Below are 24,039 nucleotides of genomic sequence, written 5' to 3' on the forward strand. Positions count from 1 at the left end.
CCTTTACTTCTAAGCCAAATTGTAGGCTTTTCTGCATTAAAAACCCAGTGAAATCTAAGTTCAGCATTGCCTATATTATAGCAGTTGCTAACAATCAGACTCACTGCGACTAGCAGGTATTCAAGGCTCTGGGCACTTGTTTTCGCAGCCTAAAGTGGCTTTCGCCCCTCATCCAGCCCCTGTTTGATGAAGTGCCATAGCGGATTCATACCGCTTTCGAGTACATCAGGATTAGCCAGCAGATAATTGAAGCTATTAAAACGTACTGATGGGTTGCGTCCCTCAAATGCACCAAAGCGCAGGTAGTGCAAAGCAGGGTTGCTGGAGAGTCGCTGATCTGATGCGATATCTGGGTACTGATCCAGGTACCACTGCGCATCAAACCATTCGCACTGGTTGATCTCTTCAGCCTTGGCCAACTGCTTTTTCTTCAGCAGGCTGCGCTCGATCCTGTTCAACCCACTTAATCGCTTCTGCTCACTCAACTGATGATTGAGTAACTGGATTCTGAGTTCACTTGCAGCCAAATGTCGCTTGAGCTGATCATTTGCCTTGCCCTGCTGTTGGAGGTTGCCCTCCAATTCAGACACCCTTGCATTCAAATCAGCATTCAGATCAGTGACTGCTTGCTGCAGATGACTGCACTCATCCTGGAGTGACTTTCTGTCGAGAAATATCTGCTCAAACTCTTCCTGCACGGTATGCAGCTGATTGATCAGCAAAGAATTTTCTTCTTCAAGTGACTCTTTATCAAGATATGCCCGCTCAAGTTCCTCCTGAACGGTATGAAGCTGCTTGATCAGTAACGAACTCTCCTCTTCACGTTGCTCAAGGTCAGTGGCCAACTGTTGATTACGCTGCGTCTGCAGCAAGAGCTCATTATCCCTGTCTGACAACTTAGCCTCAGTATCTGCCTGACTTGCCGACAGTGCCTGCGCTTGCAGCAGCAACTGGCGATACTCATTGAATGCTGCTAAAGGATCAGAGCTTTCAGCCTTAACCTCTGAAATATTCACAGGATAGGCACAAGCCTTGAGCTGTTCACTCAAGCGAAACAAAGGCATCTGAGTTTTTTTCAGCTGGGCTACAGCCAGCGTCAGGCTTGCAGGAGCGGGATTAAATTGAGGTAGTACCTTACAGCCTGTAGGCACTTCAGACGTGACAGAAAATTTATCAACACAGAGATCAAAAAACATCTGTGGATAACTCAGCACCTCATCCAGATCAAACAGAAACACCCTGCCACGATACAGCTTGCTCAACCTGAGCATCTGCTCAGCCGCCAGCCGCCAGCGCTCCACTACACCCTCAGCACTATCCTGCCCAGTCACAGCCTGATGCAGCGTATACTCCAGCGAGTGAAATAGCAGAATGGCGCCAGCCTGAGTGTTACTCTTCAACTGTTGCTCCAGCTCCTCAGCCTGCTGAGAAGATTCGAGCAACTGAACACTGGTAGACCCCAGCCATTCAAAAAAAGGTACCAACGGCTTTACATCACTATAGGGTGTACTACCAACCAACAACACCATATCCGTTCCATCCACAGAGCGATCAGTGCTCTATTAACCAAAGCACTGAAGCAAAATTAACATTGAAATGATTGAGCATACATTGCATCTTTGAGGCAGAAAGCCTTACTTATCCAGCTCAGAATTCACTATAGTGTTGCCAAGCGGATTTTTTTTCTATCCCACTTGAGTAACATGTTTTTAACGAACCACTGGGGGTTGAGCTGGGTAAACTGATTCTCGAAGATATCAAGATAACCGTCAGGTGTTACCTCTGCAAAGTGCAGCTGTTCACTACCGGAATTATCAAACAGATATACTCGCTTACACTTTCGGGCCATAGGAGTTAGTAAATTAAGGCTGTTCACATAGCGACTGGCAATTTTGTCTTCAGGCACATCATGCCCACCGGAACATACTCGCTGTTTCACTCGTTGCTTGTTAATCTCAAGATCAGAAGTACAAACATAATATCAGCTGTTTTTTTCAGTTGCTCCGATAAGACAATATGCTTTGCCATATCGTCAGGGTTAATATACTGGCCTACTGGTATCCCGTTTTGTACCAGCGTACGCATCAGTGTTGTCTTACCCGATCCATTGGGTCCCGCAATCAACCTTATCCTTGGCACAAATACTCTCTCAGATCAAACTTCTCAGCACTGCCGCCTTCACTCACAACCGTAATTGTATTATCTGGCGACTTGCGGACCACATTACCGTCTTTGAGGTAAACAACAGAGATACCTGACTCCAGGAGCGAGGCTATAGCATTTCGCGATGATACCTTTGCCAGCCGCATCAGTTCACGATTGTCTTCAAATGCATCAGCTCGCTTGTGCTTACGCACTTTGGTTGCAACCAGACTCTTATGACATGTACTCATTTCTTTTACCCTCTCACCAGTCTAATAGCATACACACAGCTTCTCACCCTGTCCAAGCACCATAGATTGATTGTATCAAAGCTGACATCAGCATCACCTTCAGCATAAGGTTTGTGCTCAATCCCCTTGGGCACAACATACATTTCGCCCTCGGACAGATTACATACCACCTTCACACTACTGCCAACGCAACCGCCAACAGTTGCCGAGCCTCATCCAGAATGGCCTCAAGGTGCGCCTCACCACGGAAGCTTTCAGCATAAAGCTTATACAGCGCTTCAGTCCCACTGGGGCGTGCCGCAAACCAGCCGTGGGCTGTGGTGACTTTCAGGCCACCGATCGACTCGTTGTTGCCGGGGGCTTTGGTCATGATCTGTGTGATAGGGTCCCCTGCCAGGGTGCTGGCTACAACACTATCTGCGCTTAGCTGTTTGAAGGCAGCCTTCTGTTGCGCGTCGCACGGACTATCGATTCGTCTATATACGGGGGCACCGTGGCGGGCGGTCAACTCGGCGTAGCGCTGGCTGGGCGACTGACCAGTCACGGCCATTATTTCGGCTGCCAACAGGCACAGTGCAATGCCATCCTTATCCGTTGACCAAGGCATAGCGTCGAACGTCAGCAGACTTGCACCAGCGCTCTCTTCCCCGCCAAACGCCAGCCAGCTTTGGTGCAGCCCTTCAACAAACCACTTGAAACCCACCGGCACCTCATAAAGCTCGCAGCCATGGGCAGCCACCACGCGATCAATCATGGAGGATGACACCAGCGTTTTACCCAGCTTCAATGACTGTCCCCACAGAGGTCGATGACCTAACAGATAGTCTATTGCCACTGCCAGATAGTGATTAGGATTCATCAATCCACCGGCATCAACAATACCATGACGGTCCGCATCCGGGTCATTACCAAATGCCAGATCGAAGCGATCCTTGATCGCCAAGAGGTTCGCCATAGCTGCACTACTGGAACAATCCATACGAATTTTGCCGTCATGATCTGGCGGCATAAAAGCAAAGTTGGCATCTACCTGAGGATTGATTATGTCCAACGCCAACCCGTAGCGCTTGGCAATGGTCTGCCAGATCGGCAAGGCCGTTCCGCCCATTGGATCCACACCCAAGCGCAACCCGCTGCGCTGTTGTTGGCTCTGAATGGCGGCCATATCAATCACATCACCCAGCGTGTCCACATAGTGTCCGATCAGATCCTGCTCGCGAACCAGAGCACGAGCCTGCTCCAACGGCAGGCGCTGAATTGTGGCACCTCCATCATCCAGATAACGGTTAGCCTGCGCTTCCAGCGAGGCGGTGATATTGGCTTCCGCCGGACCGCCATGAGGAGGGTTGTACTTGATCCCGCCATCTTCTGGCGGATTATGCGACGGCGTAATGATCAAACCATCGGCCAATGGCGCATCCGATTGAGCCTTCAGCGAAGCATTGTGGCGCAGTATCGCATGGCTGATCACCGGCGTGGCCAGCACCTCATCCTCTTTGGCGATCACCACCTCAACTCCGTTGCCAGCCAGCACTTCCATCGCCGTATCCCAGGCAGGTCGCGACAGCGCATGGGTATCACGACCTAAAAACAGCGGGCCAGTGATGCCAGCTTCACAGCGATAGTCCACCACCGCTTGCACAATGGCAGCAATATGCGCGTCATTAAAGCTACCAGCCAGCGAACTACCACGGTGGCCAGACGTACCGAAGCTCACGCGCTGAGCGGGGTCTGCATTATCAGGACGGTTGGTGTAAGCACGAAGAAGAGTCTCAATCATTGACTTACACCTCATGAATTTGAATTAGTTTACCCGCCCCACAAATTCACCAAGGGGACAGGACGTCTTGGAATGAACGCTTACGATCACTCACCACTGGTGCTGTAGTAATCGCCATCCTAATCAACCAGGCGATGCATCGGAAAAAGGTCTTTGAACGATTTTTCCAGGCGTGGCTGCGGTAGTGTGAATAACTAAAGCTAATTGAATAAGTGCGCTTATTAGCGCTCTTCAGGAAGGGAGAAGTCTAAGCCTATATCACGTTCCGGATGACTTCCATTTATTGATAAAACTGGCAAACATTGCTTTTTGAGGCTTAAAATCTCTACTCTTAGGATAGAAACCTCCTTATTCAACCTATCAGACACCTCTCGCGCATGCTTTGTGAATTCACGGTACTTTTCATTTGCACTATTTAGTTTCTCTTTTAGCTCTTCTATACGCTCATTTGCATTTCGATATTTTTTATTGGCGTCACTTAACTTTTGCTCTATTTCACTTTTTACCGCTCGAAATTTATACAGATCCCTTGCTATTTCAAAATAGCGATTAATCATATCAGATTGAGCTAATTCATCTTTGTGTATAAATAAATGAGTAGGAGTTGCATTATATGTTTTCCAATACACATAGCCCAAACAAACCAAAACACCTTCCAGCATATCAAAGTCATGTTCAGTCTGTGCTTCTACAAATAAATGCGGTTTGTCGCGAGATAAAAGTTGCCTGGCACCCCGCAGCACCTCCAACTCCATACCCTCAACATCAACCTTGACTGCTCTAACTGTGTCATTAATGCCGAAGGAATCTAAGGAGACGACGGTAATATCAGACGCCTCAGAACCATCTACGGTCAAGGATTGCCCGCCCAGATTATCCGGAGTGTGGTTAGCAAAGTGTGCCTTGCCTGACGCAGCGCCAATTCCTTTTTGGTGAACGGTTATTAGGCCAACCAGCCCATTGTTTTCGACAGACTCAACAAACGCTTTATAAAGCTCCACATTCGGCTCGAAAGCAAAAACCCTACATCCTGCAACGGCCGAAAGGTACATGCTGTGATTACCAATATTGGCCCCAATATCCAGAACCAGCTCTCCTGGCTTGAGCATAGCGGCCATAGCCCGCAACATTTCCAACTCATAGGGCTGATGAGTACTCGCCAAAACTCCCTGTATATAGTCGGTCTCCCAATGCGGCAGTACCATCCTGTAGCTGTGTTCGTCTACTGAAATCTCGAATATATTATCTGCCACTTGATTTACCTTTGGCGGAATTATTTTTATACATGTTCCTGCGTCAACGCCAGAAATACAATACGATGATTCTTATTTCTTCAGCAAAACAGACAACTTTACTGAAAGAACCGGGTCATCCGACTGCACACCCTCCCAGCTAGCCTCAAATGCCACGGAAATATCATGAAACCCCGCATGTCTCTAAGACTTGCGACAGGTACTCCCAGCTCATTGCTGCCTTCTTTCGTTTGCGCTGAATACCTGCCTTGAACGTTTTTTCACTTTTCAAGAAGTTCATCGCGATATGCCTGACGGCTGCCAAGTTCTCGGCCGCATCTTCTCGACGTATCCGACAGGCATCCTCTTTAAATCCAACATCTAGACACCAGTGCAATTTATTCTCTATCTGCCAGTGCTGGCGTACCGCCTGCGCAAAACGCTCCGCTGTTAAAACTTCTGAGCTAAGGAACCTGTGATTAAGCGGAGCCTTTCCCTTACACGCGATCACCGCAGCAAAAACACGCCAACTGGATGTGTTTATCCCGTATTTGCTACCCGCAGATCACCTTTTCAGGTGGTGCAGACGGATTAACTCTGCGATCGCAATATCTGATCCACACGTACGACGTTTGACAGTGCAAACAGCATCGCCAACTTGCCATCGTTTTTCATCAGACCGCGATAGCGAGCTTTAACAAATCCGAACTGGCATTTGATGATCCGGAATGGATGCTCAACCTTCGCTCGAACACTCGCTTTCAGATATTCAGTACGGATCCTGACTTTATTGATTCGAGGATGCTTTTTCAGGGCTTTCATCTTCCCAGGCTGTTCTGCGATATGCCAGTCAGCTTGAACATGTTTTAGCTCGGGCCGCTTTTCAGCCCCGCGGTATCCAGCATCAGCGAAGATAAAGGCTTCCTTCCCATGCAGCACTTGTCCCGCTTGGTTGAGATCATGCTCATGTGCCGCTGTCGTGGTAAAACTATGCGTGATACCGGTTCGTGCATCAACGCCAATATGCGCTTTCATGCCAAAGTACCATTCGTTACCCTTCTTGGTCTGGTGCATCTCGGGGTCACGCTCACCAGCCTGATTTTTGGTAGAACTGGGCGCTTCGATAATTGTGGCATCAATGAGAGAGCCTTCCTTGAGCAGCACACCGGCCTCGGACAACCATTGATTTACTTCTTCAAAAATCTGACGAGCAAGGCCATGGCGCTCCAGCAAATGGCGAAACTTCAATATAGTGGAGTGATCAGGAATTGCTTTGTCCAGTGACAGGCCCGCAAACAGACGCATAGAAGCTATTTCATACAACGCATCTTCCATCGCGGGATCACTGAGGTTGTACCATTGCTGCATGCAGTGAATTCGGAGCATGGTTGCCAGAGGGTAAGGACGGGGCTCATTACCAGCCTTAGGGTAATAGGGTTCAATCACAGCTTCCAGACGAGACCACGGGATCAGTTTGTCCATTCGTCCAAGAAATTTCTCCTTGCGGGTTTGACGACGCTTGTTGTTGAACTCGCTGTCAGCGAAGGTGAGCTGCTGATCCATCCGGCTGTCCTCAATATACTTGATGGTGATATTGTCTCATGAGGGAGACTTGTTCACACCTTCCCTAGCTTCGGCCATATCGATCCTCAAACCTAACAATATCATCTTCTCCAAGATAAGTACCACTTTGTACTTCTATCAATTCCAGAGGTATCCTTCCGGGATTTTCCAACGCATGAACACTACCAACAGGGATATAAATGGATTGGTTCTCTGTCAACATTCGGGTTTCACTATCTATAGTCACATTGGCAGTACCAGAAACAACCACCCAATGTTCAGCACGGTGATAATGCTTCTGCACAGACAGTTTTTCGCCGGGTTTAACGGTAATTCGTTTGACCTGATAGCGATGACCGTTATCTATCGAGTCGTACTTACCCCATGGGCGATACACTTCGCGATGTAACTTGTATTCATTCCGGCCATGGCTTTTCAGTTCGGCTACGATCGCTTTTACATCTTGTACCTGGTGCTTGTTTGCCACCAGAACTGCATCTTTCGTTTGAACAATTACAAGGTCCCTCACTCCTACAGTGGCTACCAAAGCGTTTTCAGCCAATACGTAGGAACCTTCTGTACTCTGGGCTATTACGTCCCCCTTACAGACATTACCTTGAGAATCCTTTTCTGAAAGCTCCCACAGGGCCGACCATGCACCTACATCGCTCCATCCAGCATCTAGTGGCACAACCATAGCCCGGTCTGTTTTTTCCATAACAGCATAGTCAACTGATTCAGAAGGGCATTGAGTGAATGCTGGTTCATCAACACGAATGAAGTCCAAGTCTGACTGCGCACTTTGCATTGCAACAACACAAGCATTGTAAATATCAGGTCGAAACTTCTGCAGTTCCTCCAAGTACCTATCCGCTCGGAACATAAACATGCCGCTGTTCCAGTAGTAATCTCCACTCTCTACATACTGATTCGCAGTAGCCTGGTCAGGCTTTTCGACGAACTGAGCAACCCGATAGGCATTCTCAGTGTCCTCCCCTCTTCGAATATAGCCATATCCAGTTTCAGGGTGTGTCGGTACAATGCCAAATGTGACTAATTCTCCAGACTTGGCGTAACGTTCAGCTTCCAAGACTGCTTCGTGAAATACTTGTTCTTTGGCAATAGCATGGTCTGCTGCTAAAACCAATAGAATAGCGTTACTGTCTTCTTTCAACGCTGTGATAGCAGCCAATGCAATCGCTGGCGCTGTATTCCTCCCCACCGGTTCAAGAATGATATTGTGATCCAACAAGTCCATTTGCCTTAGCTGCTCGGCCGCCAGGAAACGATGTGCTTCATTGCAAATCAGTACAGACGGTGCCGTATTCAAGCCTTCTAGCCTGGCCAGGGTTTGCTGAAGCATCGACTGATTGCCAAGTAAACTGATGAATTGCTTCGGATACAATTCACGGGACATGGGCCAAAGCCGAGAACCGCTACCACCAGCCATTACCACGGGGTGTATCATAGTAAAACTCCCTTGAATTAAATCGCCAGCAGGTAGGCTTTGGTATTCTGGTGAACAACATAGCTATCCAATGCCTCTTGAATAGGCCACCACGTAAAGCTGTCATGCTGATCATCTGGCATTGCTTTGAGTTCTTGATCTACTTCTATCAACATCCCAAGCGCAACATAGTGAGTTGAAGGAGATTCCCCGAAAACACTGTCACTGTAGAAGTGATCATAGGCACCTAATAATCGAGCTTCAGAAAAAGGCAGGTCGACCCCAAGCTCTTGTGTTGTAAGTCGGCCAAACGCGCTCTCAATTGACTCGCCCTTGCGGATTCGCCCTCCAGGTACGAACCAATAGCCCTTTGCCGGGCGATTTAGCCGCTGACCTAGAAGAATTCGACCGGCGTTCAGTACCACAAGATCGATGGAAACCAGTGGTGTGGCAAAAACCACTTGCTTGAACTGCTCTTCTGACAAGGCCTGTGATGATCTCAATTCATTGAACAATGCCAACCACCTTATGCAGTAAGCTTGTCGACAATGGACTTCAAATAGTGGAGTTCTTTGTCTAGAGACACTTGGTGATTACCAACGAACAGCCCATTCTGGTCGATATGCTCAGCCGCCTCCATTGAACTTCCCACTTCGTAATCAAAGTACTCCAGTACCTCTTTATTCTTGAGAAAGTTTCCAGTAACAATGGGCCTGCACTCGATTTCAGCCTCTTGCATTGCTGCTACCATCTGCTTTCGTGTGAAAGGTGCACCGGGGTTAATCACCATGGAAAACCCAAACCAACTGCTATCACCAATTTCTTTTTGAATCGTCAAAAAGGGATGGTCAGAAAAAAGCTGCTGAAACAAAGTGGCATTCTGGCGTCGAACGGCTACAAAATCAGGCAGCTTTTTAAGCTGTTCAAGCCCAATGGCTCCACTCATTTCAAGCGGCCGTACGTTATACCCTGGAAGTATAAACTTGAACGACTCCTCAAATGGATCATCGCTCTTTATTCCTGATACTTTGTTTTCCTTAGGCAGGTTACGCGTCCACCCATGTGCACGAATACAAAGCAGGATATGGTAGAGCTCTTCGTCATCTGTAATGACACAGCCACCTTCCATTGTTGCAATATGATGAGAGAAGAAGGAACTGAAAGTACCCATTAACCCGAAGCTGCCAGCTTTCTTGCCTTTATACTCAGCCCCCATCGACTCACAGTTATCCTCCAGAATGAGGATGTCTTTTCCTGAGACCATTTCCTGGATAGCATCGAAATCATTGGGATTACCCAGAAGGTTAACCAGCAAAATAGCCTTTGTACTATCGGAGATAGCTGATTCCAGCTTTTGCAAATCTATATTCAAGGTGTCCGGGTCAATATCCACAAACTTGACTTTCAAACCATACTGCTGGAGTGGAAAATAGGTGGTTGACCAGGATACAGCAGGCACGATAACTTCATCCCCACGCTTCAGCTTTGGGTTTTGTGTGAAGAACAAAGCGGCAATCATCAACAAGTTTGCTGTAGAGCCGGAACTGACCATAACGGCATACTTTGAACCAAAGTAGCCTGCAAACTGCTTTTCATACTCTGCAACGTTCTTGCCCATGGTGTACATGTCGGAATCAATGACACGCTGGATTGCATCCAACTCTTTTTGATCCCATGTGCTGGATGCCAGAGAATAGTTACTCATTAATCACGTCCTTCAAAAAATACTGGTAAGTTTGCTCAATGCCTTCACGGAGAGATGTTTTGGCTTGCCATCCAACACTACCTACTCGAGTGCTATCGATTAGCTTCTGTCGCATGCCTACAGGCTTGGTCAGATCGTGCTCAAACTCACCTTGAAACCCAATGACGTCAGCTACAGCACGATAGTACTCATTGATTGTGTGGTCTTTACCCAGCCCTACATTCATCAGTAAAGGTACATCAGCACGCATCTGTTCAATGACCTTAAACACACAGGATGCGAGATCAGCCACAAACATGAACTCACGCCGCGCCTCTCCATCGCCCCAAATGTCCACCGCCGACAGCCCAGCCATTTTGGCTTCATGAATCTTCCGAATCACTGCGGGTATCATGTGAGAGTGAGCAGGATCAAACTTGTCGTACTTGCCATAAAGATTACAGGGGACCAGAGTAACGTATTTCCTGGTACTATCGACCTTGCTGATGTACTGACTTAATCTTGTAGCGGTGATTTTGGCCAGTGCATAGCCTTCGTTGGTTGGTTCCAATTCACCAGTAAGAATCTGATCCTCACTCAGAGGATTAGTGGCGCTTCTTGGGTACATACATGAACTGGCTAGATTAATGCACTTTTCAACACCAGCTTTATAAGCCTCGTTAATAACATGAATGCCCATCAAGGAGTTATCAACCAGAAAACCTACTGGATCTGCCATATTGGCCTGAATACCGCCTACTCGACCAGCTGCATGGATCACCAGATCAGGTTTTTTCTCTTCCATATAGCTGGAAACTGCTTTTCTATCCAAAAGATCCAGCTCCTGGCTTCTTGGTGCCAGAATCTCGAATTTATCGGCTGCCGGATGTTCCTGCAAATTGCGACCAACCATTCCTGAGCCGCCGGTTAATAGTATCCGCATGGTGGCTCTCACTCTGTTGACACAGAAACATGATGCCCATGACTCTTGAGCAGTGCGTGGCGTTTTGCTTGATCGAGATCATGTGCCACCATTTCAGAACACATTTCCTGCACTGTGATTTCTGGCTCCCAGCCCAGTTTCTCTTTCGCCATTGTGGGGTCACCGAGCAAGGTTTCCACTTCAGCGGGCCGGAAATAGCGAGGATCGACCTTCAGGATCACGTCACCAGCCTTCACTGCTGGCGCGTTTTCACCGTTAACCGATTCTACTACGGCCTGCTCTTCAACTCCTTCGCCTTCAAAACGGAGCTTAATACCAAGCTCTTCAGCGGACCATTGTACGAATTGCCGAACCGTATACTGCTTACCCGTAGCGATTACAAAATCTTCAGGCTGCTCCTGTTGAAGCATTAACCACTGCATACGAACATAATCCTTGGCATGCCCCCAGTCGCGTAGAGCATCCATATTTCCCAAATACAAGCAATTTTCCAAACCTTGCGCGATATTTGCCAGGCCTCGCGTGATCTTGCGAGTTACAAATGTTTCTCCACGACGTGGAGACTCGTGGTTAAACAGAATACCATTACACGCATACATCCCGTAGGATTCACGGTAGTTCACCGTTATCCAATAAGCATACAGCTTGGCGACAGCATATGGTGAGCGAGGATAGAAAGGAGTAGTTTCTTTCTGAGGAGTTTCTTGAACTAAGCCGTACAACTCAGATGTGGAGGCTTGATAAAAACGAGTCTTATTTATCAATCCACAAATACGAATAGCCTCTAACAGTCGCAGAGTACCGATAGCATCAATATCTGCCGTGTATTCCGGAGACTCAAAAGACACAGCAACATGAGATTGAGCCGCCAAATTGTATACCTCATCAGGCTGAACTTCCTGAATTATACGAATAATGTTCGTAGCATCTGACAAGTCACCATAGTGAAGTATAAAGTGCTGATTCTCTACATGAGGATCTTCGTAAATATGATCTACACGTTGAGTATTGAATAGAGAAGCTCTTCTCTTAATACCATGGACTTCATAACCCATTTCCAGCAAAATTTCCGCCAAATACGATCCATCTTGACCGGTAACACCAGTAATCAAAGCTTTTTTCATCGTCAAACCCACGCCTATTTTTTAAGCCAATCAACTTTTCAACTCTCGAACCTGAATCCGTGACTTAGTCCGTTGCTCGGCATTACCGGAAATTTTCTGTTTAAATTTTCCGACTTCGCTCTTTAAAATGGCTGATTTTATCCGCTATCAAGCTTCATTCGGTACTCCTTTTGAGCTCAATCTGATCATTTAGTGATCAATAGTTACGTTTTCCCGAGCGGTACCCCCGGTTGCTCTCGCCATCGGTCTCAGTTAGATCGCTCAAGCCTGATCGGCTCAGTTCAACAGCAGGTGTAACTGCCTGTAAGCGTTGAAGCCTGGGCAATGTTGACCAAAGCGCAGCACCAGCCGTCGGCTACGCTCCATCATTCGGCCCGCCACGCCAATGATCTCCTGCATCACCGTTCGCAATCTTCGACGCTTGGCCGGATGGCGCACCGGCGAATCCATCCCCAGTAAGGACTTGATCCCCATCCAGCGCAAAATGTTATAGGCCAGTACGCCGAAGGTCATGACCAGATCATTGGTGTCAAATTTGCCCGAAGGCAGCCGCTCCAGATCCAGATCGGTCTTGAACTCGCTGTGGAACTGTTCGCTAGTGGCATGATCCCGGTACAGCTGGATGATCCTTTTGTCATCATAGTCCTGTTCCGCCAACGAGGTGGTCCAGCCTTCCAGCTCGAATTGTGGTTCCAGAAAGAGCTGTCCGTGTCGATCAGATAGCCGGATGATCAGACGGACCACCAAGCGGTAGGGTCGCTTTTCCTCGTCCTGCTTGCCGTCGTAACGGGTGACGCTGAAGACTGCCACTCGCTTGCCGGGACGGGGATCACTCCAGTCGGCGTCCTGCTCTTTGGCCAGGTCATACCACTCTAACGGGGACTGTTTGCGGGGATTCCACTTGGTCAGGTAGTCCATCTCCTCCACCCGGAATCGATCCCGGTTGTCTTCGGCGTCGTGGGCGCTGTCCAGGCGAACCAGGATCGGCGCACTCGTCAGGGCTTTCACCCGGGGCAGGACGCGGTCCAGAGTATAGCCGAACTCCTTCTGGGAGTGTTGAGCGCCAGGGCGCAACTCACAGGCAACGCACCAGCCCTCATTGCCCAGATAGGCAGCGATGGGCGCATAGCCGTCGATATTATCCTTGTAGGTGCGCGACACCCCCTCTTTTTTGGTTCTTCCGTTATCCTGGGGAAACACATCCATATCCAGCGGGACATGACCGGTTGCCAGTGCCGTAATGGGGGCCTTCACTGACTGAAGAAACGCAATGCTGGCCTCATCCATCAGAGGAATCAATGCCTTGGCGTCTTCATCGAATCGTTGACGCAGACGGGAAGCGGACGGGCTTTGCTTGATGCCCATGGCCTCCTTGAAAAAGGGATCCCGGCGAACCAGGTCAACGGCTTCGAAATCACTTTTGCCGGTCAGTATCAGCCCCATGTAGGTACGGATCAGGTCGATGTTGGCGATGCCGTGGCGCTTGGCGAGGCTGCGCGAGGTTTTTATCAGTGAGGTGTGCTTGTTCAGACAGAGCCCGCCCAGTGCCAGACCGGCGGCAGAGGTGTAGATCTCGGAGGGGGACTGCTCGATCATGAAGTTGCGCATGATTCACCTGGGAAGTGAGTTTTTGTCGGACGAATATTTTACCAAAAATACATTATATATCATATGTTTACAGAATGATTTATTGCTTTAAAGTCACGGATTCAGGTCGAATACATTAAATGAACAGCTAATAATACCTAAAACCTTTAATTTTTTCTCTAATAAACTCGATATCTGCGAGGTGCAAATCATTTATAGAACAAACAAAATTATACAAATAGTATAACTCAAATGCATTTCCTGTTTCCTCAACGAAAAGACCATCTAATGTTATACCAGCCCCCAAAAGCATATCCGCAATTTCTTCAAATTTTTCCACCGGCAATTGTTGTGGTTCTGGTTTATGACTCCGCCATACAGGACTCCACACAGAAATTTTTTGTTTTTCCACCCTCCCAGCTAACTTCAGCGCCACACCCGTAAAAAAACTCTTGGACCCTACAAAAAAATCACAACGAGACATTAACCAAATATCAATAATAGCCTCCTCTAAACTCCTAAGCCTACCATCGTTCGTATCCTCGCAATGCATCGCTCCATTTCCAACTTCAGGATATTGCTTATCTGTTGAAATAACCTTGTCACCGTACCTTTCCCGAAAGAGTTCCAATATTCTAATACAATCTGTACAGACCAACACACTTGATAAAGGAGCACTCTCTAAGTACCCATCTACTTTTGAAAAGAACCACTGCAAATCAGGCGGCACTACAGTTATTTCACCATTTCCATGCCTAAAATGAACAGCGATACTGCTACCCCCTAAATCATAGCTGTTCACTTTATTTACAATTCTCGGCTGTGGCCTAATTTGTTGGACATACTTCGAAATTTCGTCGCTAAATTCACTATGATGCCAATACTTGTCATCACGCGACACAATAAAGGCATCAAAATTCCCTGAATACAACTCTCCAGATGCTTCAATCATATCAGAAGTTACCCGAGACAACTGCAACCCGTTGACTTCCTTGTGTGGCCTTGTCATTTTGTAATAATTTTGCCAAGCAACCGGCCATACTGTGAAGTCTTCACTCTTTAACAGCTCAGAATTAGAAACAGGAAACTCAAACACTTCATTAAATACGTCTCCACTACTGAGGCCATAAACACCATCTACCCAATCAACGATCAACTTTGCACCACGCAAATCAGCGAGCCGCATCGCTGAGGACAAGACTGCGATATTTCCACCTAGCCCATAATACCCCTTAGCAATAATATTAGTCATAACTTAGTGATTACCTCTTTCTCAAAAAATAGGATTATTGTCAAATACTTCTGAGATTATTAACCCGGTGGTAATTTACATCTGATTTATGTATAATGCCTGCATGAATATTGACGCACGCAAGCTCAGCCCAGAGCAACAGGAACTTCTTAGGCAGAAGTCGATTCGACTCCGCAAGAGAGGCAAAACCTTCCGTGAAATCGGTCAACTTCTCGACGTTCACCCCGATACTGTCGGGCGCTGGTACAAGCGCTACGAGACAGGCGGTGCCGCCGCTATTGCGGTTCAAAAACGAGGCCCTAAAAACAAACCACGTCGATTGAGTGAACAACAGGAGCAGCAGGTCATAGAAGCTGTTCGCGACCAGATGCCAGATCAGTACAAGCTTGGTTTCGCCTTGTGGACTCGTCGCGCTATTGCTCAGTTGATCAAGCAGCTCTGGGGCATCGACATACCTGTCCGTACAATGGGGGATTACCTCAAACGCTGGGGCTTCACACCACAGAAGCCGCTGAAGAAAGCATGGGAGCAGAACCCCTCCCGTGTCGATGCCTGGCTGAAGGAGGAGTATCCCCAGATCAAAGCGCGTGCAGAAGCGGAGAATGCCCAGATTTTCTGGGGTGATGAGACGGGTATCAAGAACAACACCCAGCACGGTCGGAGCTATGCACCGGTGGGTCAAACTCCGGTCCAGCCACTGCCTGCCAAGCGGGTGTCGCTGAATATGATTTCGGCGATCACCAATCAGGGCACTGTGCGCTTCATGTTGTATGAGTCGACGATGACAGCCAAGGTGTTGAAGAAATTCCTGCGGGCCTTGATTGAGTCGACACCCGGTAAGGTCTTCCTGATCCTGGACAATCTGCGGGTACATCATGCCAAAGTGGTGAAACGCTGGCTCGAACGTAAGGCGGTTAAGCGCTATCTGGAAGTCTTCTTTCTGCCGGCGTATTCGCCAGAGCTGAACCCGGATGAGTATCTGAACTGCGATCTGAAAGGCATGGTACATAGTGGTCCGGCTCCTCGGACAGTGGACGAGCTGAAGAACCGAACTCGCTCCTGCATGCGGACACTGCAGCGACGTCCCGAACGGGTGAAAAAGTACTTTAACTCTGAGCATATAGCCTATGCTGCATAGGCGATCTAAAATGCCGCCGGGTTAATACATTCAACCCACGGAAATATCATGAAACCCCGCATGTCTTTAAGACTTGTGACAGATACTCCCAGCTCATTGCTGCCTTCTTTCGTTTGCGCTGAATGCCGGTAGTTTTCAAAATCACCATAACACTTCAGCCATTCAAGATGTGTGTCACCACCAAAATCAGCGATCTCTTCCCAGCCCTCTGCACCCGCCAGACTGTCAGCAACAGCACATCTGAAAGCTTATGTTCAACTTTCCAGTCCTGGCGATAGTCTATAAGAATTGAAAAATGGCTGAATAAGTCTTGTGGATTCATAGGGATACCTGATGTGTCGTTGTATCTGCATCAGAGCATATTTTGTCGATTGACACCAATTACCTTGTATTTGAGTTCGGATGAAAGCCAGTGATAGCAAGGGGTTTCGTGATATTTCCCTAATCCGACAGCTCACTAATTTTACTCCCCTAAAGACATTAAGCTTTTTCTATAATGTTAAAGCTCATTCAAACTTCAGCCCCTCAAACTCTTTCAATTCTTTTTTTATAATTAGCTCTTTACCAACTTGTTTTCTAGCTCGTTTAGAAGAATCTATAGATAATTTTTTAAAGTAGGCCTCACTGAGATATAGCCGTTTAATTCCGTCTGCAATTCCGAGGAAATCCTCACCTTCGGCTAGAACACCGCAATTGTTATCTAAAAACTCAGGAATCGCTGTTACACCATTAGTAACGACAACCAAACCTGATGACATAGCTTCGTCTTTTGAGACTCCTTGCGCATCCATTCGAGTCGGGCACAAGAAAACACCATATTCTTTATGTAACTTTGCAATATCGGTTTGTGCCAAGAATCCACGTTCAATAGTCACATTCGAAAATTTTCTCAACGGCAACAGTGTCTCATCAAACAACGCCCCATCACCTATAAAGCGAAATTCTAAGTCATTGAAAAAAGGCTCTTTTGAAAGTTCTAACACTGCATTAACACTCAAGTCATTCGCATACTTTCGAGAAGCATAAGGTCTGATTGATAGTATTCTCTTGCGCTGTTCAGGTGTTTTTTCAATATAAAAAAATAGATCTGTATCGACTGGGTTATGAATAATCTTATACTGGTTTTCTGGCAACCTAAACCCAATATCTTCCATCACTTCGTCAGCAAAATACTGCGAAACGAAAACCAATGACAAGTGTGTAGGCATTGTGTCCAGCAATTTTTGCCAGAAGCCTAGACGTTTAGCACTTTGGATTTTAGCCAACTCCAAGTCTTTTTTATTAGTGTAGTTGTATTCTCGGCGCCACCAAGGTTGGACCTCAGCGCCATGCACCCACACTGTCATTTTAATCTCATCAATAAAGCCACCAAGCACATCCCACATCTCAGCATCCAGGAAGTGGACAAGAACGTGCCGGTACTTTCCACTTTCCAGTATTCGACTCAATGCCGAGGGAGAACCAGTAATGACGTCGACATTCTGGAACTCGTGCCAACTGACTGCCTGATCCTTGCGGAAACGGAAAACATCAACTTCAACACCGCGTTCCTTGTAGGCCTTTACTCGGCTATGAACAAAACCATTACGGTAAAGATCGTCATAGCTTGGGTAGTGGTTTGTCACTAGCAACACATCAGAGCGACCCAGCACATTTCCCGGTGACAAGTCTTTATTGCCCAACAGGAGCTTTTTGATGGTTCCTTGACCAGTTTGATACACCCTGAAGCCCAGGCGGACTTTTGCAGTACCTTCCGGTACAACTAGTTCATTGTTTTTGTTTGCCTGAAGGATTTTGTGTTGTAGACGTTCACCCTTTGCTTCAAAGAAAATAATCACAAAGCTCAGATTCAGGCCTGGAGTCATCTCCAAGTGCAAGCGAAGCCTTCCACCTTCAGTGGCGGGGTCTTGTAGCTTGTACAGGGGCAGATCATTTCCACCTTTTACATAGATGTATTCGTGTTTACCGTCTTCAAGGTCTGAGGTTACGACTATGCCGTCATCGGTAACTTTTAGCTGTACGTTATTAGTGCCAGGGTTATCGAATATCTGGTACAGCTCCTCGGCGCTGTAGGTTGGAATCTGGTCTTCTGTCGCACCCGTGGGTATTGTGCGCTCGGCCAGTTGTGTAAGGTCATCCAGCGGTATTCCCTCATCGAATTGTGCGTCGCCCACTTCCAACTGGAGTTGTTCAAGGTTTATTACCGGCTCAGTGGGCACCAAGGCATGCCAGGCGTAGTTGAACGGGTCGATAGACTGCTGGTTTGTGTCGGTGTGCCAACCGGTAATTATGCTATTCAGCCATTTACTGGCTGGCACGTTTTGAGCCTCTGGTGCCTGAGCACTGGCTCGAACAGGTATGGGAGCACCGCTAGCGTATACGTGATGTTTACTTTGCTGGCGCAACTCACCCTCCTGCACCTGGTAGTAGCTCGCCTTACCAATAACCGGTGCGTCGGTAAACCGGGTTGCCAGCGCAAGGTCTGTCAGGTAATTTGGGCCGTAGTAGTCTTCCGGGCTGAAGCTCGCAGCCCAGCGATAGCCGCCGGCAATGTTTTTGAGTTGCTGATTGTCCAGCTGTACTTCTGCAATACAGCTGCAGCAATCGCTTAACGCTTCAACCGAGATGTGTTCTTTTGCCTCCGCTTCGCTGTAGCCGTCACATAAAACCAGAAGAAGTTTTTTGTCTTCGTGGCTCTGGCGTTTGAAATTATCCAGCGTGTTCTTCAGTTGCTGCTCATCCGCTACGGGGCTGATGACGGTGTAGCCGGGTAACGGGTGGTTGTGTGGCTTACCTGTCACCTTACTGAGAATGTAATCCAAGCGGTTCTGGTAGGTGTGTTCACGGAGCACCTTGCGCAGCCCGGCTAAGCGGAATTTGTCCGCCTTGGCAGGGTTTTCTTCCAGTTTTTGCAGGCGGTCTACAATTTCCTCTCCGCTGTCTGAAGTCAGCACCAGTTCGCCGAACATCAGGCGCACACCTCGTGAGAAGTTGCTCACAGTGATGGTGTTACTGCCCAGCAGTTCGTATACCCGGCGCGCGAACATTGTTTGCGACTGTTTGATTGAGTTCAGGTTGATGGCGTACCGGTAGCCTTTGTAGGCCTTGTCGATCTCGCTGAATGGTAGAGTGCCAACAATGTAGGGCTGGTAGTTAGCCGGGAACTGGTAGTTCGGGTCGTTCTTGCCGTAATTGCGGTCGTAAATTTCCAGTGGTTTGAACTTGGGTAACTCTTCCACGAAGGTTTCGAGGTCTTTGGTTCTGTCTGGATATCGAACGTAATAGGCACCAGCAAAGCAGAAGGCATCTTTGCGGTCGTAGGTTTCTATGGGGTTGGTTAGCCTGGGCTGGCAGGCGAACGGCAGGAAATACACCTGGTTATGGCCCAGCGCGGCTTTGTAGCGATGGATGCAGTCCAGATCGGTTGTAAAGACGTGGTCAAACAGTTTGGCCGTATTCAGGAAGGTCTCAAAGTGGACCGGGTCTTCCTTGTTCCAGAACACCGTGGGAATGCCATGCTGATTGCACCAAGACACAATACCTAGCACTTCCTGGCTCTTGTGGCCAACCTTGCTGCCCCACAGTTCATCCTTGCCGCGCCATGCGGACTCGATGAACAGCATCTCCGGCCTAAACCCCTCCAGCTCCTGCTCCCAGTACTCCGGCGTCAGCTGGAAGAAGTTGGCTTCTGGGCTGTAGGAGCTATAGGTGAAGTTATCCATGATACAGGCCACTCTGGGCCCCTTGGTAGCCAAGGGCTCGCCCTTCAGCCCCTCCACCATCGGCCGGACCACCTGGTGCCACAGGTAGTGGCGCTTGATGGTCTCGCGCCCCTTATCCACTTTTGCCTGGCGCACCTCAGGAGAGCCACTGCGAACCGTCTGGATGGTATCTGCCAAAGAGTCAATATTCCCCTTGGCAAACAGCCAACCCAGTTCTCCATGCTCAAGTAGCTCAGCCTGCGGTGCTACATCGGAGGCGATAACCGGCTTGCCCCAGGCCAAGTACTCAAGCGGCTTGATGGCGCTGACTAGTTCGCATACCGGTAGCGGCCTACGAGGAATCACCGTGGCATCAATCAGCCCGAAATAATCGCCCAGCGCTTCATGCGGAACTCGGCCGGTAAAGGTAACGCGGTCGGCCACACCGAGACGTTTGGCGAGTGAGGCGAGCTGTTCGACGATAGGCTCGCTCCTGCTCTGGCTGGGCTGGCTGACAGGACTGTAGCCGCCGACAATCAGTGCATGAACGGTCTGGCACTGAGGTTTGACCAGCGCCTCCAGCAGCAACTCCAGTCCCTCGTACTCGGTCAAGGCCCCGATATAACCCACCACGAAAGCGCCTTCAGGAATACCCAACGACGCTTTCAGTTGCTGATTAGCTGACAGCTGCGATGATGGCAACTCAGCCACGCTATTGGGCACCAGCGTGACTCGCTGAGCCGCGACACCTCGTCTGACCAGCTCTTCACGCATGAACCGGTTCAGGGTATAGAGCCTGTCCGCGTGGTTGCACACCCAGGTTTCATGGTCGTAGTGGCGCATAAAGTCAGGAGTGTCATGCCAGGACGGATCGCGAGAGATACGTGATATTTCCCAGAACCCACGGACTTCATAGTGGAACGGCAGCCCCAGCCGGCGAGCTGCAATCAGCGCCGGTAGCGCAACTTCGTGGTTAGAGGCGGCCAGCACCACCTGGGGGCGGTAGACACGGAACAGCTCAATGAAACGATCTACTGAGGCCTCAATACGCTTGCGTTCGCCCTCCGGTCGCTGCCCATTGGGCCAGCGACTGTGAATATAACGTACACCTTGGACTGTTACCTCGGGAGCTATGCCCTGTTGGTCTATACCTAGTTCCCAAGGACGTCCAGGCCGCACAAAGCAGAACGTTTCGAATCCATGTTGATTCAGCGCTTGGGCAATGCCTTGAGTGCGTATGGCATAGCCATTGCTTGCATAGCTCTGCCCATGACTGACAATGTATGCAATACGGTGTTTTACAGGGAGGTAAGGCGTGTCTGGCTGTTCTGCCAGTTGTTGAGCGTGTTGCAGGAGCGCGTCCATTTAGTCCGGGGCCTCGGTTTAGAATCCATGAGGCTCAGGCACGATTAAATGCCTGAGGTGTACGGAAACAGTATCAATCAGAAAACTCAGCGGTTGAGCAGACCCACTGCGTCAACCACTAGCTCTTTTTCAGCAACCTTTGTTGCATTGTTGGTGAAGAGTGTGTGCTTGACCAACACAGCGATCACATCAGCCTGGGTTATGGCTTCATCCAGTGTCGCTAAAACAGCATTGCCACCTTGCATGCAAGCAGGGAGAGATTCGATATTGGGCTCAACTACCATCAACTGACACCCAAGTGATTTCACCTGCTGTGCAATGCCCAGCGCAGGGCTTTCGCGCAGGTCGTCTATATCTGGTTTGAACGAAATACCCAGGCAAGCAACTTTGATATCGCTACGCGTCATTTCCGGGTGCTGCTGATGGAGGATATCGAGCTGTTGTTTGATTTTCGCCAGTACCCATTTTGGTTTGTCATCGTTAACGATACGGGCGGTTTTAATCAGGCGCGCCTGTTCAGGGCAGGAGTCAACAATAAACCAGGGATCAACAGCAATGCAGTGCCCACCCACACCAGCACCCGGCTGCAGAATATTAACGCGGGGGTGTCGATTAGCCAGCGCAATCAGTTCCCACACGTTTATATCCAACTCATCACAGATGGTTGACAGCTCATTTGCAAAAGCGATGTTCACATCACGGAAGGAGTTTTCCGTCAGTTTAGCCATCTCGGCTGTACGTGCATTGGTGATAACACACTCGCCTTCAACAATAATTCTGTAAAGTTCAACCGCTCTTTCTGAACACTTGGGCGTCATGCCTCCAATCACACGGTCATTCTCAACCAGTTCACGAATCACATGACCCGGTAGTACACGCTCAGGGCAATGCGCGATACGTATATCGGAAGTTTCGCCGTGAGTCTGCGGAAAGGTTAGATCAGGCCTTGCTTCAGCCAGCCAAGCAGCCATCTGTTCGGTGGCACCAACTGGGCTGGTAGACTCAAGCACTACCAGATCACCTGCTTTCAGTACCGGTGCAATCGCTTTGCTGGCAGATTCGATATAACTCAAGTCGGCTTTGTGGCTGTCACCAGCTTCGTCATGAATAAACGGAGTCGGAACCGCGACCATAAAAGCATCCGCAGCTTCTGGCTGCGTCGTGGCACGGAGGTAACCCTGAGTCACGGCTGCATGTACGACAATATCCAGCTCTGGCTCGACAATATGGATTTCACCTTTGTTGATTGTTTCCACAGCTTGTAAATTGACATCAACGCCTATGACGTTTTGCTTGCGCGATGCAAATACTGCTGCTGTTGGCAGGCCGATATACCCCAGGCCGATAACTGAGATGGTGTTAAAGCTCATGAAAAATACCTGTTTACATTATACTGCAGCAAGTGCATCGAGAATTCGTTGGCAAGCTTTGCCATCCCCATAGGGGTTATGGGCAAAGCTCATGGTGTTATAAGCTGCCTGATCAGTCAGCAATGTTGAAAGCTCCTGCGTGATAGTGCCAACATCCGTACCCACCAACTTGACGGTACCTGCGTCTACCGCTTCTGGCCTTTCGGTGGTGTCACGCATCACCAGTACTGGTTTACCCAGCGATGGCGCTTCCTCCTGAATACCCCCGGAGTCGGTCAGGATGATATGAGCACGGTACATCAGGTAAACAAACGGCAGATAGTCCTGTGGCTCTATCAAATGAATATTGCTGAAGCCTGCCAGCAGGCGGTTCACTGGCTCCTGCACATTGGGATTCAGGTGAACTGGATAAACAATCTGTACCTCTGGATGCGCCTGTGCAGTATCGGCTAACGCCTGGCAGATACGCTCAAAGCCGCCACCGAAGCTTTCACGACGATGCCCGGTCACCAGAACCATTTTTTTATCGGCATCCAGAAAGTCAAAACAGGCAGCCTGCTGCTCCGAGAACTGACTGTTGCTGTCCAGCTTACGCACTACTTCAAACAGGGCATCGATCACTGTGTTGCCAGTGACATGAATACTGGCTTCTGCCACGCCCTCGTTCAGCAGGTTTGCCTTTGAGGTTTCTGTGGGCGCAAAGTGAATATTGGCCAGTGCACCGGTCAATTTGCGATTACCCTCTTCTGGCCAGGGTGAGTAGATGTTACCTGTGCGCAAACCAGCCTCTACGTGGCCAACTGGAATCTGCTGATAATAAGCCGCCAGTGTGGTTGCAAAGGTCGTGGCGGTATCACCGTGTACCAGCACAATATCGGGCCGGAACTCTGCAAATATCCCTTTCAGGCCCTGCAGTATTCCTGTTGTAATATCGGTCAGATCCTGCCCCGGCTTCATCAGGTTGAGATCATAATCCGGTGTCAGATCAAACAACCCCAACACCTGATCCAACATCTCACGGTGCTGAGCCGTCACACATACTTTAGCGGTAAAGCGCTCATCGCTGGCTAGCTGAAGCGCCAGGGGCGCCATTTTAATCGCCTCGGGGCGGGTTCCGAATACGGTTAATACTTTCATGCTGAATGTGTGTCCTTCAGTTGATACTCCAGCTCCTGAGCTCGTATAAAATATTTTTCTAACAGGGCCTGGGTCTGTTGCAGTTGGTTAGCGAGAACAACGGGATCTTGGCTGGCTGCGGCTGGCAGAATACCTAGTGAGGCCACAGCAAAAGCCTTAGATGGTTTTTTGCTGATATAACGATCGCACAGCGCAATATTTGCCTTGAACAGTTGCTCACCATAACGAGAGGCAGCTTGTATATAACACTGTTTTGCTTTTTCATACTGCCCCTGCCTGAACAGGCTGGCTGCATCTTTAACGAATGTTGACATAAGTTACCT

At 48.8% G+C, this 24,039-nt stretch carries 19 protein-coding genes and 1 pseudogene; 1 reads left to right on the forward strand and 19 read right to left on the reverse strand.

Translation table 11 applies throughout. The features are described from left to right. Positions 1-149 precede the first annotated feature (149 nt). The 14 genes from ACK3CJ_RS16590 to ACK3CJ_RS16655 all read right to left on the reverse strand — a co-directional run bounded on the left by ACK3CJ_RS16590 (position 150) and on the right by ACK3CJ_RS16655 (position 15,005). Positions 150-1,529 (reverse strand): hypothetical protein, encoded by a 1,380-nt coding sequence (locus ACK3CJ_RS16590; protein ID WP_409523325.1) that lies wholly within the window; start codon positions 1,527-1,529, stop codon positions 150-152. A gap of 128 nt (positions 1,530-1,657) precedes the next feature. Further along, the gene (locus ACK3CJ_RS16595; protein ID WP_409523326.1) at positions 1,658-1,906 is read right to left on the reverse strand and encodes a hypothetical protein; all 249 of its coding nucleotides are present in this window, start codon (positions 1,904-1,906) and stop codon (positions 1,658-1,660) included. Positions 1,907-2,126: 220 nt separating this feature from the next. Then, the gene (locus tag ACK3CJ_RS16600) at positions 2,127-2,393 is read right to left on the reverse strand and encodes a hypothetical protein (RefSeq protein ID WP_409523327.1); all 267 of its coding nucleotides are present in this window, start codon (positions 2,391-2,393) and stop codon (positions 2,127-2,129) included. A 172-nt stretch (positions 2,394-2,565) separates the two neighbouring features. Continuing rightward, a complete protein-coding gene (pgm, locus tag ACK3CJ_RS16605; protein ID WP_409523328.1) occupies positions 2,566-4,173 on the reverse strand; it encodes a phosphoglucomutase (alpha-D-glucose-1,6-bisphosphate-dependent) in 1,608 nt (535 codons plus the stop codon). Positions 4,174-4,394: 221 nt separating this feature from the next. Continuing rightward, entirely contained in the window at positions 4,395-5,426 is a 1,032-nt protein-coding gene (locus ACK3CJ_RS16610) for an FkbM family methyltransferase (protein ID WP_409523329.1), read from the reverse strand. Between the two features lie 163 nt (positions 5,427-5,589). Beyond that, positions 5,590-5,916, reverse strand: coding sequence for an ISAs1 family transposase (locus tag ACK3CJ_RS16615; protein ID WP_409523330.1), 327 nt, complete (start codon positions 5,914-5,916; stop codon positions 5,590-5,592). Between the two features lie 80 nt (positions 5,917-5,996). Then, the gene (locus ACK3CJ_RS16620) at positions 5,997-6,968 is read right to left on the reverse strand and encodes an IS5 family transposase (RefSeq protein WP_409523331.1); all 972 of its coding nucleotides are present in this window, start codon (positions 6,966-6,968) and stop codon (positions 5,997-5,999) included. Positions 6,969-7,032: 64 nt separating this feature from the next. Further along, entirely contained in the window at positions 7,033-8,385 is a 1,353-nt protein-coding gene (locus tag ACK3CJ_RS16625) for a mannose-1-phosphate guanylyltransferase/mannose-6-phosphate isomerase (RefSeq protein WP_409523332.1), read from the reverse strand. Between the two features lie 68 nt (positions 8,386-8,453). Beyond that, positions 8,454-8,930 (reverse strand): GDP-mannose mannosyl hydrolase, encoded by a 477-nt coding sequence (locus ACK3CJ_RS16630; protein ID WP_409523333.1) that lies wholly within the window; start codon positions 8,928-8,930, stop codon positions 8,454-8,456. A gap of 11 nt (positions 8,931-8,941) precedes the next feature. Then, on the reverse strand, positions 8,942-10,120 hold the full coding sequence (locus ACK3CJ_RS16635) for a DegT/DnrJ/EryC1/StrS family aminotransferase (protein ID WP_409523334.1): 1,179 nt from the start codon (positions 10,118-10,120) through the stop codon (positions 8,942-8,944). Then, on the reverse strand, positions 10,113-11,042 hold the full coding sequence (locus ACK3CJ_RS16640; protein ID WP_409523335.1) for a GDP-L-fucose synthase family protein: 930 nt from the start codon (positions 11,040-11,042) through the stop codon (positions 10,113-10,115). Before ACK3CJ_RS16640 ends, ACK3CJ_RS16635 begins: the two co-directional genes overlap by 8 nt. An 8-nt stretch (positions 11,043-11,050) precedes the next feature. After that, complete coding sequence (gmd, locus tag ACK3CJ_RS16645; protein ID WP_409523336.1) at positions 11,051-12,166, reverse strand: GDP-mannose 4,6-dehydratase; 1,116 nt, start codon at positions 12,164-12,166, stop codon at positions 11,051-11,053. Between the two features lie 276 nt (positions 12,167-12,442). Next, positions 12,443-13,774 carry an IS1380 family transposase gene (locus ACK3CJ_RS16650; RefSeq protein ID WP_409523337.1) on the reverse strand — a complete coding sequence of 444 codons (1,332 nt, stop codon included), beginning with the start codon at positions 13,772-13,774 and terminating at the stop codon, positions 12,443-12,445. Positions 13,775-13,901: 127 nt separating this feature from the next. Continuing rightward, positions 13,902-15,005, reverse strand: coding sequence for a hypothetical protein (locus ACK3CJ_RS16655; protein ID WP_409523338.1), 1,104 nt, complete (start codon positions 15,003-15,005; stop codon positions 13,902-13,904). 103 nt (positions 15,006-15,108) lie between these two features. Between ACK3CJ_RS16655 and ACK3CJ_RS16660 the strand changes: the two genes are divergently transcribed. Then, a complete protein-coding gene (locus ACK3CJ_RS16660; RefSeq protein WP_409523339.1) occupies positions 15,109-16,143 on the forward strand; it encodes an IS630 family transposase in 1,035 nt (344 codons plus the stop codon). A 131-nt stretch (positions 16,144-16,274) separates the two neighbouring features. Here the strand turns inward: ACK3CJ_RS16660 and ACK3CJ_RS16665 are convergent. The 5 genes and pseudogenes from ACK3CJ_RS16665 to ACK3CJ_RS16685 all read right to left on the reverse strand — a co-directional run. After that, positions 16,275-16,465: pseudogene (locus tag ACK3CJ_RS16665) on the reverse strand (transposase family protein); the annotation flags it as partial. A gap of 184 nt (positions 16,466-16,649) precedes the next feature. Continuing rightward, positions 16,650-21,209, reverse strand: a complete 4,560-nt coding sequence (locus tag ACK3CJ_RS16670) for a glycosyltransferase (RefSeq protein WP_409523340.1) — start codon at positions 21,207-21,209, stop codon at positions 16,650-16,652. An 86-nt stretch (positions 21,210-21,295) separates the two neighbouring features. Next, a complete protein-coding gene (gene wecC, locus ACK3CJ_RS16675; protein ID WP_409523341.1) occupies positions 21,296-22,579 on the reverse strand; it encodes a UDP-N-acetyl-D-mannosamine dehydrogenase in 1,284 nt (427 codons plus the stop codon). An 18-nt stretch (positions 22,580-22,597) separates the two neighbouring features. Next, positions 22,598-23,716: a non-hydrolyzing UDP-N-acetylglucosamine 2-epimerase gene (wecB, locus tag ACK3CJ_RS16680; protein WP_409523342.1), complete on the reverse strand. Its 1,119-nt coding sequence runs from the start codon at positions 23,714-23,716 to the stop codon at positions 22,598-22,600. Next, entirely contained in the window at positions 23,713-24,030 is a 318-nt protein-coding gene (locus tag ACK3CJ_RS16685; protein WP_409523343.1) for a hypothetical protein, read from the reverse strand. The genes wecB and ACK3CJ_RS16685 overlap by 4 nt, the downstream gene beginning before the upstream one ends. Between the last annotated feature and the right edge of the window lie 9 nt (positions 24,031-24,039).

Origin of the sequence: Nitrincola salilacus, assembly GCF_046271865.1 — a bacterium.
Lineage (GTDB): Bacteria > Pseudomonadota > Gammaproteobacteria > Pseudomonadales > Balneatricaceae > Nitrincola > Nitrincola salilacus.